The sequence below is a fragment of the Flagellimonas sp. S3867 genome, from assembly GCF_014698935.1.
Taxonomy (GTDB): domain Bacteria; phylum Bacteroidota; class Bacteroidia; order Flavobacteriales; family Flavobacteriaceae; genus Flagellimonas.
Window position 1 is genome coordinate 28,595 of record NZ_JACVMN010000004.1, and the last position, 17,607, is coordinate 46,201.

General features: G+C 40.7%; 17 protein-coding genes. 4 read left to right on the plus strand and 13 right to left on the minus strand.

Annotation, left to right across the window (positions count from 1 at the left end; translation table 11 throughout):
• Positions 1-20: 20 nt before the first annotated feature.
• The 4 genes from IAG46_RS16220 (at position 21) to IAG46_RS16235 (ending at position 3,869) form a co-directional block, all read left to right on the plus strand.
• Positions 21-1,811 (plus strand): hypothetical protein, encoded by a 1,791-nt coding sequence (locus IAG46_RS16220; RefSeq protein WP_190811451.1) that lies wholly within the window; start codon positions 21-23, stop codon positions 1,809-1,811.
• 16 nt (positions 1,812-1,827) lie between these two features.
• Positions 1,828-2,721 (plus strand): hypothetical protein, encoded by an 894-nt coding sequence (locus IAG46_RS16225; RefSeq protein WP_190811452.1) that lies wholly within the window; start codon positions 1,828-1,830, stop codon positions 2,719-2,721.
• A gap of 151 nt (positions 2,722-2,872) precedes the next feature.
• Positions 2,873-3,490, plus strand: coding sequence for a Crp/Fnr family transcriptional regulator (locus IAG46_RS16230; protein ID WP_190811453.1), 618 nt, complete (start codon positions 2,873-2,875; stop codon positions 3,488-3,490).
• Between the two features lie 169 nt (positions 3,491-3,659).
• The gene (locus IAG46_RS16235) at positions 3,660-3,869 is read left to right on the plus strand and encodes a DUF2892 domain-containing protein (RefSeq protein ID WP_190811632.1); all 210 of its coding nucleotides are present in this window, start codon (positions 3,660-3,662) and stop codon (positions 3,867-3,869) included.
• 687 nt (positions 3,870-4,556) lie between these two features.
• Here IAG46_RS16235 and IAG46_RS16240 read toward each other — a convergent pair.
• The 13 genes from IAG46_RS16240 to IAG46_RS16300 form a co-directional block, all read right to left on the minus strand.
• Positions 4,557-5,438: an NmrA family NAD(P)-binding protein gene (locus IAG46_RS16240; protein WP_190811454.1), complete on the minus strand. Its 882-nt coding sequence runs from the start codon at positions 5,436-5,438 to the stop codon at positions 4,557-4,559.
• 9 nt (positions 5,439-5,447) lie between these two features.
• The gene (locus IAG46_RS16245) at positions 5,448-6,344 is read right to left on the minus strand and encodes an alpha/beta fold hydrolase (protein WP_190811455.1); all 897 of its coding nucleotides are present in this window, start codon (positions 6,342-6,344) and stop codon (positions 5,448-5,450) included.
• A 284-nt stretch (positions 6,345-6,628) separates the two neighbouring features.
• Complete coding sequence (locus tag IAG46_RS16250) at positions 6,629-7,030, minus strand: MarR family winged helix-turn-helix transcriptional regulator (protein WP_190811456.1); 402 nt, start codon at positions 7,028-7,030, stop codon at positions 6,629-6,631.
• A gap of 93 nt (positions 7,031-7,123) precedes the next feature.
• Positions 7,124-8,290 (minus strand): alpha-hydroxy acid oxidase, encoded by a 1,167-nt coding sequence (locus tag IAG46_RS16255; protein WP_223826738.1) that lies wholly within the window; start codon positions 8,288-8,290, stop codon positions 7,124-7,126.
• Positions 8,291-8,317: 27 nt separating this feature from the next.
• Positions 8,318-9,322 (minus strand): metallophosphoesterase, encoded by a 1,005-nt coding sequence (locus IAG46_RS16260; RefSeq protein WP_190811457.1) that lies wholly within the window; start codon positions 9,320-9,322, stop codon positions 8,318-8,320.
• Between the two features lie 51 nt (positions 9,323-9,373).
• The gene (locus IAG46_RS16265; RefSeq protein ID WP_190811458.1) at positions 9,374-9,715 is read right to left on the minus strand and encodes an L-rhamnose mutarotase; all 342 of its coding nucleotides are present in this window, start codon (positions 9,713-9,715) and stop codon (positions 9,374-9,376) included.
• Between the two features lie 48 nt (positions 9,716-9,763).
• Positions 9,764-10,543, minus strand: a complete 780-nt coding sequence (locus tag IAG46_RS16270; RefSeq protein WP_190811459.1) for an SDR family oxidoreductase — start codon at positions 10,541-10,543, stop codon at positions 9,764-9,766.
• Positions 10,544-10,545: 2 nt separating this feature from the next.
• Positions 10,546-12,648, minus strand: coding sequence for an alpha-L-fucosidase (locus IAG46_RS16275; RefSeq protein WP_190811460.1), 2,103 nt, complete (start codon positions 12,646-12,648; stop codon positions 10,546-10,548).
• Positions 12,649-14,187, minus strand: a complete 1,539-nt coding sequence (locus IAG46_RS16280; RefSeq protein ID WP_190811461.1) for a sulfatase — start codon at positions 14,185-14,187, stop codon at positions 12,649-12,651.
• Complete coding sequence (locus tag IAG46_RS16285) at positions 14,177-15,118, minus strand: alkaline phosphatase (RefSeq protein ID WP_223826739.1); 942 nt, start codon at positions 15,116-15,118, stop codon at positions 14,177-14,179. The genes IAG46_RS16280 and IAG46_RS16285 overlap by 11 nt, the downstream gene beginning before the upstream one ends.
• Positions 15,119-15,130: 12 nt before the next feature.
• The gene (locus IAG46_RS16290; RefSeq protein ID WP_190811462.1) at positions 15,131-15,958 is read right to left on the minus strand and encodes an amidohydrolase; all 828 of its coding nucleotides are present in this window, start codon (positions 15,956-15,958) and stop codon (positions 15,131-15,133) included.
• On the minus strand, positions 15,955-16,815 hold the full coding sequence (locus tag IAG46_RS16295; protein WP_190811463.1) for a fumarylacetoacetate hydrolase family protein: 861 nt from the start codon (positions 16,813-16,815) through the stop codon (positions 15,955-15,957). Before IAG46_RS16295 ends, IAG46_RS16290 begins: the two co-directional genes overlap by 4 nt.
• Complete coding sequence (locus tag IAG46_RS16300; protein WP_190811464.1) at positions 16,815-17,591, minus strand: SDR family NAD(P)-dependent oxidoreductase; 777 nt, start codon at positions 17,589-17,591, stop codon at positions 16,815-16,817. The genes IAG46_RS16295 and IAG46_RS16300 overlap by 1 nt, the downstream gene beginning before the upstream one ends.
• Between the last annotated feature and the right edge of the window lie 16 nt (positions 17,592-17,607).

Here is a 17,607-nt window from a genome sequence, read left to right on the forward strand (position 1 = left end):
AATTACAAAATACAAATGCTATGAAAAACACTCTGAAAACATTGAGCCTTATGATCCTTATTCTGGCCCTGACGATGATCTCTTGCCGTGAGGAAGAATCCGTATTTATTGAAGGCCCCCAAGAGGAGACCCTTGAGGCCAATTCCAACATTGCAGGTTTATTGCAGAACACAGCTACCAAAGATGGTTCTGATGACAACATCATTGACAATGCCAGCTGTATTTCTATTGCACTGCCCGTGACCGTTATCGTTGATGGTCTTGATATCATTGTGGATTCCCCCGAGGATTTTGATACCATTGAGGACATTTTTGACGAATTTGACGATGACGAGGATATTCTTGAGATTATATTCCCCATAACCATAGTATTAAGCGATTTTACCGAATTGGTTATCAACGACCTGGATGAATTGGAAGATTTCGCAGATGATTGCGGGGGCGAGAACGAATTCGATGATGATATCGAATGTGCGGATATCAAATACCCGGTCACCGCATCTGTATTCAACTCAAACAATGAGGTGATCGATACGATAACCTTTAATAACGACCAAGACCTTTATGAATTCATCGATGACCTTGATGAAGATGATGTGGTCAGAGTCGATTTTCCCATTACCGTAATTCTATTTGACGGTACAGAGTTACAAGCCTCCAATCTTAATGAATTAGAAAATATTTTGGACAACGCCAAAGATGACTGCGATGAGGACGATGACAACGATTTTAATGATGATGATTGTGATAATTGCACTACTGACCAACTTTCAGAGATCTTGGTAGGTTGCTCGGATTGGAGCGTGGATAAATTGGAGCGCAACGATCAGGATTTGGAAGATCTGTATACTTCATATCGTTTCAATTTTGCAAGTGACGGAACATTGACCGCTGATTCCAGTTCCGAGTCATTTTCTGGAACCTGGGAGACCAACGGTACCGGGAACAACATTTCCGTGGTCATCAACATCCCTAATCTGACAGATTTTAATGCCACATGGAACCTACATGAAATTGAGCAGGACGCGAGCGAAAGCGATGTTGACCTGCGCATGGGTGATGACCGCCTTCGCTTTGAGAGCAACTGCACAGGTGGTGGTGACAATGGAGGAGTTGACGATAGCAGTTTGGTGCAAGTATTGACCACAGGTGATTGGTACGTGACCAATTACTTTGACGATGTGGATGAAACGGCCCTATTTGATGGCTTGGTCTTCAATTTTGCTTCGGATGGTACCGCAATGGCAGATGATGGTTCCATGACCACAAATGGTACATGGTCAACATCCTCTGGAGATGAGACTACATTGGAATTGAACCTGAACTTTGGAACCGCCAATCCTTTTGATGAGTTGGAGGAAGATTGGGACGTACTGGAAGCGACCAATGACATTATCCGGTTGAAGGACATTAGTGGCGGTGATGGCACCACGGACTTTTTGACCTTTGAAAGAAACCCAAGTAGTAATGGGAACGGTGGCTCCGATTTGAGTACGGTTTTGGTCGATGGCCTTTGGACGGTCTCAAGTTACCTTGATGATGGAAATGATGAAACCAACGATTATAACGGTTTCACCTTCGACTTTGTAGCCGATGGGTCTGTCATTGCAGACAATGGCAGTGCCACCAATGGCACATGGGCCGGACAAAATGGGGATAATAAACTGGTCTTGGATTTTGGGACGGTGATGCCCTTGGATGAATTCAACGATGACTGGGATGTCATTTCAGTTTCGGACACCCAAATAGAGCTACGCGATGTGAGTGGCGGTGATGGCGGTGTGGACACCTTGATTTTTGTAAAACAATAACCCAAATAAGAATACTATGAAAAAGAACATTTTTAAGTTAGCTTTTGTTTCACTGACACTATTGGCAACAGCCTGTACTGAAGACAGTGAAAGTGATGAAATGGCCAATTTGGCCCAATTACAGGCCGATGTCGAGGAAATCACCATTGCGGCAATGGCCGGCCCATGGACGATAACTAATTTTGTGGACTCAGGCACCAACGAAACCTCTGACTTTGAGGGTTATGGCTTTAGTTTTAATGAAGATGGAAGTTTGGTGGCTGATAATGGAAGTGTCTCCGTTACAGGTACATGGTCAGTAACCATCGATGACGATTCGGACGATGATTCCGACGATGATAGCTCAAGTCAAGATGATGGGGATGATGATTGTGACAGCTGTACTGTCGACCAACTTACTGAAGTACTCACGTCATGTGAGGATTGGTTTGTGGACAAGTTGGAACGTAATGACAACGATTTGGAAGATGGTTTTTCTTCCTATCGATTTAACTTTTCTGCCGATGGAACGGTTACGGCCACTGCGGGATCGGAGAGCTACCCAGGTACTTGGGAAGCATCGGGAAGCAGCAACAACATACAAGTGGTATTGACAATTTCAGGTTTGTCCGATTTTGAAGACACTTGGACACTTCATGAGATTGAGTTGCAGAACGGCGAGTCAAAAGTGGACCTACGAATCAACGGAGAAGATCGACTGCGCTTTAAGAACGGTTGTACCATTGGTAATTTTGATGGTGGGCAGACCACTGGAGAAATCGATTTCAACATCTTTTTTGCCTCCCCTGAAAATTTCAACGAACTATCTGACGATTGGAACATTGTATCCTATTCAGCCACAAAGATTGAATTAATGGATGTCAGCGGCGGTGATGGGGAAACCGACCTGTTGACCTTTGAAAAACAATAAGCCCCTTCTATATATGACCCGTAAGCCTTTCTAAATGCATTGATTTGACCCCCGCTATGAAAAAGAAAGGTTCATAAACCGTCCCAATGTAATCTCTGGGACGGTTTTTTTTATATTTACTATGGACGAACTCTTCTTCCAAATCTGAACAATGAAGCCCGAACACAAAAGCGTATCGACCCACAAAATACTGTTCCAGAAATTGGCAGAAGTGGGCACTGTCAAGAAAATTGCAAAAGGCACCGAAATTCTAAGGGAGGGGCAATTTGTAAAACTCATCCCATTTGTTCAAGAAGGACTTATCAAGGTATTTACCCGATACGAGGACAGGGAGCTTTTGCTCTATTACATTCAACCCAACCAAAGCTGCATTATGTCATTCTCTGCAAGTATCAATAATGAGCCTAGCCAGGTTTTTGCAGTTACCGAAGAAGATACTAAGGTGCTTCTTCTTCCGGTTAGGGAATTACATACGTTGACCAGTGCCCATCCTGATATCAACAGATTTTTCTTTCAGCAATACCAAGGCCGCTATGCCGAGCTTTTGGATACGATACACCACGTACTGTTCGATAAGGTTCATATACGCCTTTATCAGCATTTAAAGGAAAAGACAGTGTTGAAAAAAGAAAATCCACTTCAAATGTCCCATCAACAGATTGCGGATGAGCTCGGAACGGTTCGTGAAGTTATCAGCCGTGTTCTCAAAAAATTGGAGGGCGAAGGCTTGGTAAAGCAATTGGGCAATAAAATTAAGGTATACAAGTAGTGACTACAGTCACTGCCCATATCGGTTCTCTAATCTAATTTTGAAATAACCAAGTGAAGATTATGGCAAAAATGGTGATCAAGCTTCTTTTCGTTTGCCTCATCTGTATTGCCTTGATCACTGGTATTGTTTGGTTATTAAAACTTTTGTTCAATTAAATTTAAATATGATGAAAAAAAATATGGGGTCGGCTGACCGAATTATCCGATTTATAATTGCAGCAATTATTGGAGTGCTATATTACACCGGTACCATTGGTGGTACTTTGGGGATAGTGCTACTTGTATTAGCTGGGGTGTTTGTACTTACTAGCTTTATCAGTTTTTGCCCGTTATATGCCCCTTTTGGGATAAGCACTTGTGCCGTAAAACAGAAATGACCATTAACTATTTATTTAATTTAAAGAGAGCGGTGAATTGCTCTCTTTTTTTTGGAACAGTAGTTATAGAAAAAGTCAGGTTTTTTCAGTAGTTTTTGGATTTCAATATAACTTGAACGACAATGTTAAGGAAACTGCTGATTTGGTAGATAAATAATGGTTCCATATAGCTATGAGTACGAAAACATCCCCAATATCTGGGGATGTTTTTTTTTAAATTTCCGATGTTATTACGGTATATTTCTTGCATAAAGACATATGAAGAAGGAGATACCTCATACTTGTTCTAAAAAACAAAGCTTTCTCAGAACAATCAATTTATTATTGTGAAGAAATTAATCCCAGGTTTACCTAAACTTAATCCATTTCATATTTTCTTTCTACGAATGGATTCACTGTGACAATCATTTGCACCGAAAATTTAATTACATTTATCTTTAAATAAGCTCATTTGATATATCGTTTTTGATAGGTGCGCAAATCGGTGCACATATTAAAAATATAGATTTTAACTTTTTGAAAATCAAATGATTGGAGTTTAAGTTCAAACCCCAGTCAGGTCACTTCCAAAATTAAATAATTAAAAAAAGCCGGTAAATCTAATTTACTGGCTTTTGTTTTTGAAAGGTATGAGGTTTTGAAAAGTAGAGCCATAACTAGACTCTGCTTGCCACTACTAGGCCGATATTATACAAACAGTTCCTTGTATTCCTCCAAGTATGTTTTAAAGGTGCGTGCTTCATGCCCGGTTATTGTATGAACCGCATCCGAAGTTCTATCGAACCTTCCATCCCCTACTTCTGAGCTGAACTCTTTTAAGTGTTTTGCCAAAAATTCATTAACGGTTGGGTGGGATTTTATGTTCTCAATCCAAGTTTCTACCGGAATCGGTACATAATCCACCTGCTTTCCGATTGTTTCTGAAATGTCTTTAGCAACTTGCTGTGCCGAATGCACGGTGGGACCTGTAAGGTCGTACCGCTTACCAATATGATGTGAATAATCCGAATCTGTTAAAATCTCGGCCACTACTTCACCTACATCCTTCGGATGCACAATAGAGTACCGCGCATCGGCCAATGGGTAATAGAATTTCTGATGGTCGGATACGGTGGGTGCCGCAAAACCCAAATAATTCCAGGCAAATAATGCCGGTCTGATATGCACAGCTCCTACATCGGCCCAATCCAAAATGCGCTCGGCAATACTATGGTTTTGAGTGGCTGGACTTGGTGAATTTTCTGTAACTCCCATTTGAGACATTGCAACTATCATTTCCAATCTATTATTTTTTGCAGCATGGGCAAAATAGGCTGCTGCTTTGGGCAAATGGTCAATAAAAGGATACAAAAAATAGGCCCTTTTTATTCCTTTCATGGCTTTATTCAAGCTTTGGATATCCATAAAGTCTCCTTGGACGACCTCTACACCAAGAGATTCCAATGCTTTGCTTCTTTCATCAATAGTTCGTACCATGGCACGTAACTTAATTCCTTTTTCCAATAAATGCCTTATAGCATATTGCCCTGTTGTTCCAGTTGCGCCAGTAATTAAAATTTCAGTTTTCATTTTGTAGTTTTAAATATTAACAGTTCTATGTTCTTGTTCAATTTCTTTTAAAAATTTCGTGGTATGTTCCAATAATCTATCTGGTCTATCCATTTGGACAAAATGCCCTGAATCTTCAATAATTTTCAATCGAGCATTGGATAAGTTATTGGCCAATAGTTCGCCCAATTTCACATTAATAAACCGGTCATGTCTTCCCCAGACTACCAAAACGGGTTGTTGAATTTCATGTATTCGGCTTTCCAAATATGCCTGTCCCGACGCATTGTTTTGAAAGTATGACAGGAAAGCATTCTGCGTAGTTTTATTATAACCATCGGCAAGGAATTCATTCTGTACTTCCTTCGGAATATTGTTGCTCTTGTAAAATCCTTTTTTATAGGCAATCTGAGCCGAGATTTTGGGAAACCACTTTATGAGTGCCTTTGCCCTAAGGGAATTTTTCCGTCCAAAACTTTTGACCTCCCATGATGAATACGCAGTGGTAGGAAATGGAATTCCGTCCATTACAATGATTCTCCCAATGCTATTTGGATTCTCTACGCCCATAATCAATGCTGGTGATAGCCCAATGTCTGTTGCCATTATATGTGCAAAGTCAATTTGGAGGGTCTCCAAAAAATCCATCCCCATAGCCGCAAAACTTCTTGGGTTATGATCTTTTAGGTTTGAGAAGGCCTCACTGCCGCCAAAACCGGGCCAATCTATGGCCAGAACGTGATAATCCTTAGATAATGCTGGAGCAACATCGTACCATGTATGAAGATTTTCTGGAACTCCATGTAATAAGAGAATGGTAGGATTTTGGCTGTTTCCCATTTCCGCATAGCGGATGTTCAATCCAAATTTTTTAATCCGAACCTTTTTTGTGTTCAATAATTTTGATTGTTGTTGATTTGTTTTCATTAGCATCATTTTAATTGTTTTTGTTTTTAAATAGCCAGGGCCTTAGCAATTTCACCAATACCGGCATCACTACGAATACCATCGAAGTAGCGATCATTATCACTACAATAAAAAGGGTGACTTTACGGTCTATATATTGCACCGGAAGAATTTGTTTCACAAGCCATTCGAAGAACAGTAGTAAGGGATAAACCGCCAAAGATGTTACGAGTGCTTGTTTCCAAGGAATTATTTGTTCCATTTTGATTATTTTTATGTTGTATATACAACTTATGATGTAAAATTTATCGCATTTTATTTTCTAATTCTTGAAGGCTATTCAATCCATCAGGATTTAATTGATCAACAAGAATGTCCATGGCTTTTTCCCATTGGGGAACGAGAATTTTTACCAGATCCATACCTTCCTTAGTTAACTCAATTTCTGGTCGGTACTGGGTAGATTTCTCAATAAGGTTTCTTTTTTCAAGAAGCTTGACATTTCTGCTCACGGTTGACCTTTCAAGACAGAGTACCTCTCCCACTTTTCCTTGCTCAACCTTTCCCAATTCGTGCAACGTGAATAAAATGGTCATCTGGTTTTCGGTAATCTTATAATCTCCTAAAAACTTTCTAATATGCCCATCAGCAATTCGAGACAAACGTCTTAACCTAGACCCGATACAATGCTTTAATTGATGTTTCATATTGCAAAGATAATTTCAAATGTTGTATATACAACTTATTTAACAGGTTTTTATCATTTCTAAGGAATAGATATTACATATACCTGACACCGATTACATTTTTAAATGGCCTGGAAAATCTGAGGTCCGCTCACATCCAATTTGATGCATCACCTGTTGCAACTGGGTCTTTAACAAAGAAATAGTATGGTTGCCCCCTTCTTTTCCCAAGGCAGCAGCTCCATACATAAACGAGCGTCCCATAAAGGTGAAATCGGCACCACATGCCAAAGTTCGGGCAATATCAGGTCCTGAACGTATGCCACTATCCATCATCACCTTAATCTGATCTCCATATTTATCCGCAATTCGCGTAAGTGGTTTTATGGTCGATTCACCTGCATCTAGTTGTCTTCCGCCATGGTTGGAGACAATGATTCCATCTAATCCCAATTTTATGGCTCTCTCAGCATCTTCTTCGGTTGCTACACCTTTTAACACAAGTTTGCCTTTCCAAAGATCGCGGATGGGCGCTATTTTTTCCTCTGGCATTCGCTTAGAAAATAGCCTGTCCATAAAAAGCCCCAAATGTTTAAGATTGAGGTTATTGGGCATGTAGGGTCTTAATGTTTCAAAGTTAGGTTGTCCATGTTTTAGGGTCTCCAAAGCCCATCTGGGTTTTCCCAATATCTGAAGCATATTATTCACCGTCATTTTTGGCGGCATCGAGAGTCCATTCTTTATTTCCTTTGGGCGAAAACCAAATGTGGGCACATCGCACAACAAAACCAATACAGGGCATTCCGCGGCTTGAGCCCTTGCTATTATATCATCTCGGACACTATTCTCCGTTGGGTGATATAACTGAAACCAAGCCCTTCCTTCTGTGAGTTCACTTGCTCTTTCTATACTAGTAGTTGTGACCGTACTTAATATAAACGGAATATTATGTTCGAAAGCCGCTTTTGCCAATATTTCGGAGGCGTTGGGCCACATCAACCCCTGCAATCCAACTGGGGCTATTCCGAAGGGAGCGTCATACTCGTGACCAAAAAGTTCGGTTTTCATTGAAGAATTCGGGTTGGCATTGAGGTATTTTGGTTGTAGCTCCACCTCACGTATTTCTGAAGTGTTCTTGCGTAGATTTATCTCTTCATTACAGCCTCCATCCAAATATTCAAACGCGAATCTGGGAATCCGTTGTTTTGCCCTATTTCTTAGATCTTCTATGGACGGATACTTCGTATTGTACTCCAAATTCTTCATTTTATGCACTCTCATGTTTAAAATCCTTCAACTAATATTGGGTTAAAACCTCAGCTTGTAATCCGAGATTTCTGCTGAATATGCATTCCCGTAGATTGGTTTTGGCATTCCGGCTTCATAAGGAGATGGTGACATCCATTCACTTTTCACACCCTTAAGGGACAAGGTACCTTCTGCTCTTAATTCGGCAAAGGCATATAAAGGATCTTTATATGTAGCCATATTGGGCAGCCATTTATACTGCTCGTACATTTCTTTGGGGTAACGTTGGGTATTCTTATACTTATCTTCCATCCATTGATAGGACATGCTGTTGATTTCGATATAATCGATTCCATTTTGATGATGGTGAAAATCGATATGGTTATGACCGTTCATACAGCATATTATCTTTTCTTCTTGGGCTTCCATGATTTTTTGAATGGTTAAACGATTTTTTACTCCCCACTGGTAATGCCACAAACTTTGATGGGAAAATACAATGGTAGGCAATTGTGTGGCCTCCAAGTCTGCCCTGAACCATTCTATTTGGGCGTCATCAATGAAAGTCCTTAGGTTGCTGTTCACGTAGAAATTTGATTTTTCATAATCCGTGAACTTTCCATCTTGATACAAAAAGTTGGCATCCAAAACAATGAAATGATACCCATGAAAATCGAAAGAATAATAGGTTTTGGGCATGCCCCAGAAATCCAACATTTCCTGTTTGGAATTTCTATCCATATCATGATTGCCCAATACATGGTATTTTGGACCTTTATAGGTTTCCCAAATCTTTAAAAAATCCTGATTTTTCGCATCCGCCATGCAAAAATCCCCTAACTGGATTACAAAATCCACGTTTTGGTCAATAGCTTCGGAAATAAATCTTTCCAATCGTTTGTTAGCATCGGGCATCAAATCTTTATGCACATCTGCCACAATCCCAAAACGGAGCGGTCCATCGGCATTCGTTGTAATTGAGGGTTTGAATGACAACAGTAAGGGCGCCAATATTGATGCTGCCGACCCTGTTCCAATTTGATTGATAAACTTTCTACGTTCCATAACACATTAAATTGTATGGGACCAGCTAATGAACCGAACCCTTTATCAAGTCTATTCTTCTTGTTCCAATCGGAAAATCTCCTTCATCAACAACCATTTTTCTCCCGGATTGGCCATGGGCAATGCTTGCTGGTATTTCCACATGAGTTCTTCCCATTCCTGAACCTTTGGATTGTTCAAATCTGCCTTTGCCTTATTTTGAAATGAAAAATGCTCGTCCGCTTCTATAATCATAAAAAGCCTTGTCTCCAATCGATATATTTCCATTCTCTCTATTCCAGAATCCAAGATGCTCTTTTTAATCTCTGGCCAAACAGTCATGTGATGTGCTTCATATTCCGCAATCAAGTTTGGGTCATCCTTTAAATCTAAAGCAAGGGCATAGCGTTTCATTTTCAATCTATTTGGTTCGTCCAGATTACCTCCTGGCACTCATCAATTTCAAAGTGCTCTGTCCAAATGGGTATATCCGCCATCCACATAAATCAACTGACCGGTAGTGTGACTTGACCTGGGGGATAGCAAAAATGCAACCATATTGGCAATTTCCTCAGCAGTGGTCATTCGATTTTCCAGAGGGATTTTGTCCGTGATCTTTTTCAGTTTTTCTTCCGGATCAGGAAAAGTTTTGATCCATCGATCATACAACGGGGTATAACATTCAGCCACCATCACGGCATTAACCCGAATGGCATAGGGTAACAATTCTACCGCCCATTCCCGGGTCAGTGCGTTTCGACCTCCATTGGCGGCCGCATAGCCCGATGTACCTCCTTGTCCGGTAATGGATGTCTTAGATCCAATATTGACAATTGGACCCTTACTTTTTTTGAGTTCGGGCAATACATAATGGGCCATTAAGTAGTAATGGGTCAGATTTTTGTTGATGGATGCCAAGAAATCGTTATGATTTCCATTTTCCAGACCAACACCATCATTGATTCCCGCATTGTTCACCAAGCCATCAATCTTTCCAAACTCATCAACCACCCTAGCAACAGCCTCTATGCATTGCTCGGGGTCTGTTAATTCTGCAAAGGCATAAAAGGCTTTTTGCCCTTTTTCTTCAATATATTTTACGGCTTTGAGGACATGTTCTTTGGTTCGACCTACAATTACCGGAATTGCCCCTTCAGCAGCCAAAACATTTACTATTCCGTTTCCAATTCCCTTGGAACCGCCGGTAACTATTATGACCTTATCCTTTAATTGTAAATCCATATCTATTTGTTCGATGTAATTACCCCAATCTCCGCAAAAGATGCCCTGGGGTCATCGCCTGCCACCTTTGTAGCCCTTAATTTAATAAATCTACCTTTGGTAGCATCAAATTTTATGGTCTGTTCTATGGGATTATTGACCACGTTGCTGAATTCACCTTTCGAAACTCTTTTCCAATTTCTGTTGTCCGTGCTCACGAAAAACTCATATTCCATTACCATTCCAAATGACCATCTTTCTTGAATTGGCCAATAAGTGAATCCGTTTAAATCATGAGTTTTTCCAAGGTCAATAACTACTTCACCAGGTTGTTTTCCTTCTTTGTCGGTGGCCCAAAAGGTTTTGGAATTATCATCTATAAGTTTAGTTGCTTCCTCCATGATTCCTGATGACACTTCCACCACTTTCCAATCTTTCTTATATACATCGAAATGTTGTGTTGTCACGCTGGTTGTCCTTTGATCGGCAGGGTCAACAGCAATGGCCTTGATCGTTGTTGGTGCATCAACCAAAAATGGTCCTTTATATTTTTGGGAGGATTTTGTAGGGTCCGTTCCATTTAGGGTATAGAACGTCTCAATATTCTTATCCGCCAAATTGAAACTTACCATGCCGTCCTTATTTCTTTTGATAACAGGCTCGGTCAATAAATTGGGAGCGTGGTAACAAGAAATATTGGAAATGGTCGGTGGTCCTTTGGACTCCAAAATGTTCACCTTTAGTTTGGATGCTTTTACAGCATCAAATCGCAGGATTCGTTTGTATCCGATAGTAGTCTGATTTGCCACTTCCACCCAATTGCCATCAACTTCTGCTTCCACATTAAATTTTTGAACCCGTTGTCCCAAAGGAATATATTCTTGAATTAGAATACGGTTTACCGCTGTGGGTTCTTCAAACTGAATAGTAACAGATGCTTGAGTGGTTCCATCATTGGTAGCCCAATAGGTTTCTTCATCACCATCTGTAACCTTGTTCGAATCAAAATTGGAACTATTACCTCTAACTTCTGATGCGATTACATCTTGATTTTTTGCTAAATCCAAAGTGAAATCCTTGTCCAATTGTTCACGCAGGCGCATCAATTGTTCTACATCTTTTTCATGAACCAAACCTCTATTGTCCACAGGCAGGTTCAGCAACAAGTTGCTGTTTCGTCCGACGGATTCATAATAGATTTTAATCAAATGTTCCAATGATTTCACTTGATGATCCTCGGAAGGATGGTAATACCAGCCGGGTCGAATGGAAACGTCGACTTCCGAAGGAAGCCAATGGGTACCATCTTCATGACCAGTTCTGAGTTCTACATATCTGGGCCATCCCGGATGAATCTCATCCCTGCGCATGATGCTCCAATGCGTCTCATTGGCCCATCCTTCCTCGTTGCCCACCCAACGGATATCGGGGCCTCCATCACTAAATATAGCCGCTTCAGGCTGTAATTCACGAACTATGTTGGTTACTTCATCCCATTCGTAATAGGTTTTGTTATCTATTTTTCGAGTTTCATTGGAGCCTCCATAATAACCTGAGCCTCCGTTGGCACCATCAAACCAAACTTCGAAAATATCACCGTAGTTGGTCAAAAGTTCACGAAGCTGTTCATGAAAATCTGCCACATACTCTGGTCGGCCATAATCCTCATGGTTTCTATCCCATGGGGAGAGATAAACCCCAAATTTGAGTCCATATTCCTTACAGGCTTCCGAGAGTTCTTTAACTAAATCTCCTTTGCCGTCCCTCCATGGTGAGTTCTTAACTGAATGTTCTGTGGTTTTGGTTGGCCACAAGCAAAAACCATCATGGTGCTTGGCGGTAATAATTATACCTTTCATACCGGCTTCTTTAGCCACACGCGCCCATTGACGGGTATCCAATTGACTAGGGTTGAACTGTTCCGGTGATTCTCCCCCTAAACCCCATTCCATATTGGTAAAGGTGTTCATATTGAAATGTATGAAGGCATAATATTGCATCTTATGCCAGGCTAACTGTCTTTCTGAAGGAATTGGCCCAACCGGAACTGGGGGGTCGATTTGAGAACAAGAACTAATCCCGGTAAATATTATAAGTGCAACAAATATTATTCTGATGTTCTTCATTTATAGTGTTATTTCATCTGGAAATGGAACGGGTTCTCCTGTATTTTTAAATGATGGCATCTGGGCATCCACATGTCGCAAATGGTTTGAGAGTATTTTAGCCAATTCATCCACTTTTTCTGGATGCTCCGATGCCAAATTTTTGGTTTCTCCTATATCGGTTTTTAGATCGAACAATTCGAAATGTTGATCTTCATGAAAATAGATGAGTTTCAGGTCTCCTTTTCTAACCGTGCTTGATGCTCCAATACCCGGTCCATCAGGGCCCCATTCATTGGGATAATGCCAAAATAGTGCACGCTCTGCGGTGTTTGACTCTTTTTCAGAAAGCAAGGATAAAAAGCTCTGTCCGTCTATGGTCTGCACAACATTTGGATTCTCAACACCTGCCATTTCAAGAATGGTAGGATAAAAATCCTCGATAATTAAATATTCTTCGGTTACGGAGTTGGGTCTTACTTTTCCAGGCCATTTTACCAACATGGGCTCGCGAATTCCGCCTTCATAGGCAGAGCCTTTTCCACTTGCCAAGGGTTTATTATGTGTATGTTTTTCACCACCTCGGGCCACAGCGCTCAGACCGCCATTGTCCGACATGAACAGAATTATGGTATTCTCATCCATTTTTTCACGTTCCAAGTAATCCATGATATCTCCCAAACTTTTGTCCATTCCTTCAACCATGGAAGCATATTTGGCTTCGGTGGAATCCATACCCTTTTCCAAATACTCCTGTAGGTATCTGTCATCACCCATTATTGGGGTGTGCACAGCATAATGAGCCATATACAAGAAAAATGGCTGCTCTTTTTCAACCGCCGTATCTAGCGATTTTAAGGCTTCTTGGGTAATGGCCTCTGTCAAATAAATGTCTTTTCCGTGATATTGTTCCAAACCTGGTACCGCCCAGACCTCCTTTCCTTCTTTTCCATTCCCAAAATTCTCAGTGCCAAAATAACTTTCAGGTGCACCCGCGGCATGTCCTGCGATATTTACGTCAAATCCGAGATTTATAGGGTTTTCTCCGGGTGTACCTATAGCTCCAAAGTGGGCTTTACCTGAATGAATGGTGAAATATCCTGCATCCTTCAACATCTGTGGCAACGGTGTGGCATAAACCGCTTTATCGTCACCTTCAACCGGACTCATTCCGTTAACATTCCATTCAGGAAATTGAAGGGTCTTATGATTGACCTCCATGGGCTGTAACATATCCTTTTTTAAGGTCCAATTGGTTACACGATGCCTGGCTGCATTCATACCTGTCATTAAACTAACCCTTGTTGGTGAGCAAACCGCCGTGGAATACGCCTGGGTAAATTTCATCCCCTCTTTTGCCAACCGTTCCATGTTCGGGGTTATATATCGCTCATTGAAAGGTGTCTTTTTGTTCCAAAAAGGAACAGAAGTGTCTTGCCATCCCATATCGTCCACAAAGAACAAAACAATATTGGGTGATGGCGCAATTTCTTTCTTTTTTTCTGGTTGGCAACTTGCAAACATTACCAATCCAAGAAGTAATAAAAGGTTATTTTTCATTTTCGAAGATTTCATTTATAGGTACTCCCCTCCAAAAATCGGGTGTTTCCAATCCCAGAATTTTGGCTATTGTGGCCGCTGTATCGTACGTAACCACGCTTGATTTCAATTCTCCTTTGGGTAAGACGTTTTTTCCATATACAATCCAGGGAATTTCAACTTCCGCCAAGGTTTTTCCTCCATGCCCCTTACCTACTCCACCATGATCAGAACTAAACAAAATAACCGTATCATCCATCAGTTTGTTTTTTTCCAAAGTGTTTAACACATGACCCACTAAAGCATCAATTTCCTCTACTGCTTCATAGTATTCCGGTGTTCCGTGTCCAATATTATGTCCAGCACCATCAGGTTGATCAAAATGAATGAAAGTCAAAGATGGCTTTTCAGCAACTAAAAAATCCATCGCCTTAATTACTGTCAAGGAATCTGTTTTTCCATTGTAATCCAAATCGACCATATTCTTTTCAAATAGATATCCTATTCCGCCCCAACTATAGGATACTCCTTTTTTGGACTCGGGTAATTGCTCGTCAATCAAACTGAAAACTGTAGGATATATATTTCCTTTTCCAATAATTCGTGAGGGTAACTCTGGTGTTTTGCTGCCCCATTCTGTATATCCGTGCAATTCAGGTCCGGACCCCATGATCATGGAGGCCCAGTTTACTGCACTGGAGGATGGAAGTACGGAGCGTGCTTTTAGTGAATATGCGCCTCCCTTCATCATTTTTTTCAAATTCGGCACCTTGGCCTTATCAAAGGCATATGCACCAAAACCATCAGAACCAATTAAAATAACATGTTTGGCCAGAGGTTCGGGCTTAACATCTTCCTCTACGGTCTTGCAAGAGCCCAAAACCATTAAAATACTAATGAAACCCAACATACCTTTCTGGGACAGAAACTCCACTATTTTTTTGGTCATCATTGATTTTTTAAGTTAAAGATTATAAAAACGGACCGCGTTCAATCCCATAATATTTCGCTGCTCTGTAGGTGACAATTGTTGGACAAAATTTGTAACAATGGAAAGCACATTTTTATAAGTTCCTGCGACCAGGCATACGGGCCAATCTGATCCATATAAAACTCTGTCGGTTCCGAAAGCTTCCAAAACAGTCTCCATAAAAGGATAAAATTCGGCTTCATCCCATTTAAAACTGCTGGTTTCGGTTATCATACCAGACAATTTACAGTATACATTGGGTACTTCTGACAATGTATTTATGTTTTGCTTCCATTGTAAATCCATCCCTTTTGAAATTTGGGGTTTGGCAATGTGATCCAGCACAAACTTCTGGTTCGGAAACTTTCTTGACAATTCGATTGCTGCTGGCAACTGATGTGGATATATCAAAATGTCGTACATAAGCCCGTATTTACCCAAACAACTAATCCCGGATTGGAAATCTTCCCTTAACATAAAGTTTAGGTCAGGTTCTGCTTGAACTATGTGTCTAACTCCTTTGAGTAATTTGTTGGATGCAAAACATTCTAATCGTTCTTCAACATTATCTTGTAAGAGGTTTACCCAGCCGACAACTCCTTTTACAAAATTGTTTTTTTCGGCACAATCCAACAGAAATTGCGTTTCTTCTTCGGATTGATCTGCCTGGACTGCAATGCATCCGTCAACACCATTCATTTCTAGAATGGATTTTAAATCGGATGGAAGAAAATCTCTTCGGATAGCCATCATGGAATCATCTATCCAAGCATCTCTGACTGGATCGTATTTCCAAAAGTGTTGATGGCTATCAATAATCATGGTTTATGGTATGCCTTGGCTTGCTGTTTTGAACTTCCTAATCCATCAATCCCCAATTCTACAACATCGCCAGGTTTTAGATATTTTGGTGGATTTAACCCCAATCCCACTCCAAAAGGTGTGCCTGTAGAAATAATATCACCCGGAAGAAGCGTCATGAACCGACTAATGTAACTCACAAGTTCTGGTATATTGAACACAAAATCTGATGTGTTGCTGTTCTGCATGAGCTGTCCATTGAGCTTTAACCAAAGGTTAAGGTTGTGTGGATCATTTATCTCATCCTTTGTGGCGATAAAAGGGCCTAAAGGAGCAAAGGTGTCGCAACTCTTGCCTTTTACCCATTGTCCTTCACGTTCCAATTGATATTCTCTTTCACTGTAATCGTTATGCAGTACGTATCCGGAAACATAATCCATTGCTTGATTTTGATCTACATAGGATGCCTTTTTACCGATAACAACTCCAAGTTCCACTTCCCAATCGGTTTTTTTGCTTCCTTTTGGGATGATTAAATCATCATTAGGACCTACAATTGCCGATGTCGCCTTAAAGAACAGAACGGGTTCCGAGGGTATGTCCATGCCGCTTTCGGCAGCGTGTTTTGCATAGTTCAGTCCAACACAAACAATTTTTGAAGGACGGCATAAAGGTGAACCCAACCGTGTTTCTTTATTGATTTCGGGGCAAGTTGAGCTATTCTCGACCAACCAAGTTTTAAGTTGTTCTATGCCATTGCTGGCAAAAAAGTTTTCATCATAATCCTGACCAAAGGCTGAAACATCTATTCTTGTTCCATTCTCAAGTTCCAGGCCTGGTTTTTCGTTTTCGTATTCTCCGAATCTTATTAATTTCATTATCCGTTCAATTTTATATATCCGCCATCTATGGGAAAATCAGTTCCAGTGATAAAGGAAGCTTCATCGGAACATAGATACAATGCCAAATGTGCTACTTCCTCAGGCTTTCCCATGCGTCCAATTGGTTGTGTTTTGGAAAGCTTTTCAAACATTTCATTTTCTGTTCCGGGATAATTCTTCTTTATGAAGTTATCCACAAAAGGGGTATGTACCCGTGCCGGGGAGATGCTATTACAACGAATTCCGTAATCCAAATAATCTTTGGCTATGGAATACGTCATTGTAAGTACGGCTCCCTTGGTCATGGAATAGGCAAACCTATCAGAAATGCCAATAGTGGAAGCAATTGAAGCCATATTCAAGATTGTGCCTCCATGCACTTTCATAGTTTCAATACAGGAAAGGATACAATTATAGACTCCCTTGATATTGACTTGATATAGTTTATCCATATCTGCTTCAGTGGTACCTTCAATGTTTCCCACATGGGCTATTCCTGCATTGTTAATGAGGATGTCAATCTTAGACTTGTCCGAAATTGATTTTATAACTCTTTTAGTTTCTTCCTGATTTGATACATCGCATTGATGGCCAACCGCTTTACCTCCTAAACTTTGGATCTCCTCTTCAATGGATTTGGCCTTGTCTGAATGTAACTCCAATACATGTACCTTGGCACCTTGTTTTGCAAAGGCTTTTGAAATGGCTTCGCCTATCCCGCTTCCTCCACCGGTGATTATTGCAGTTTTTCCTGTCAGGCTAAACAATGACATTAGTTATGGTTTTAAA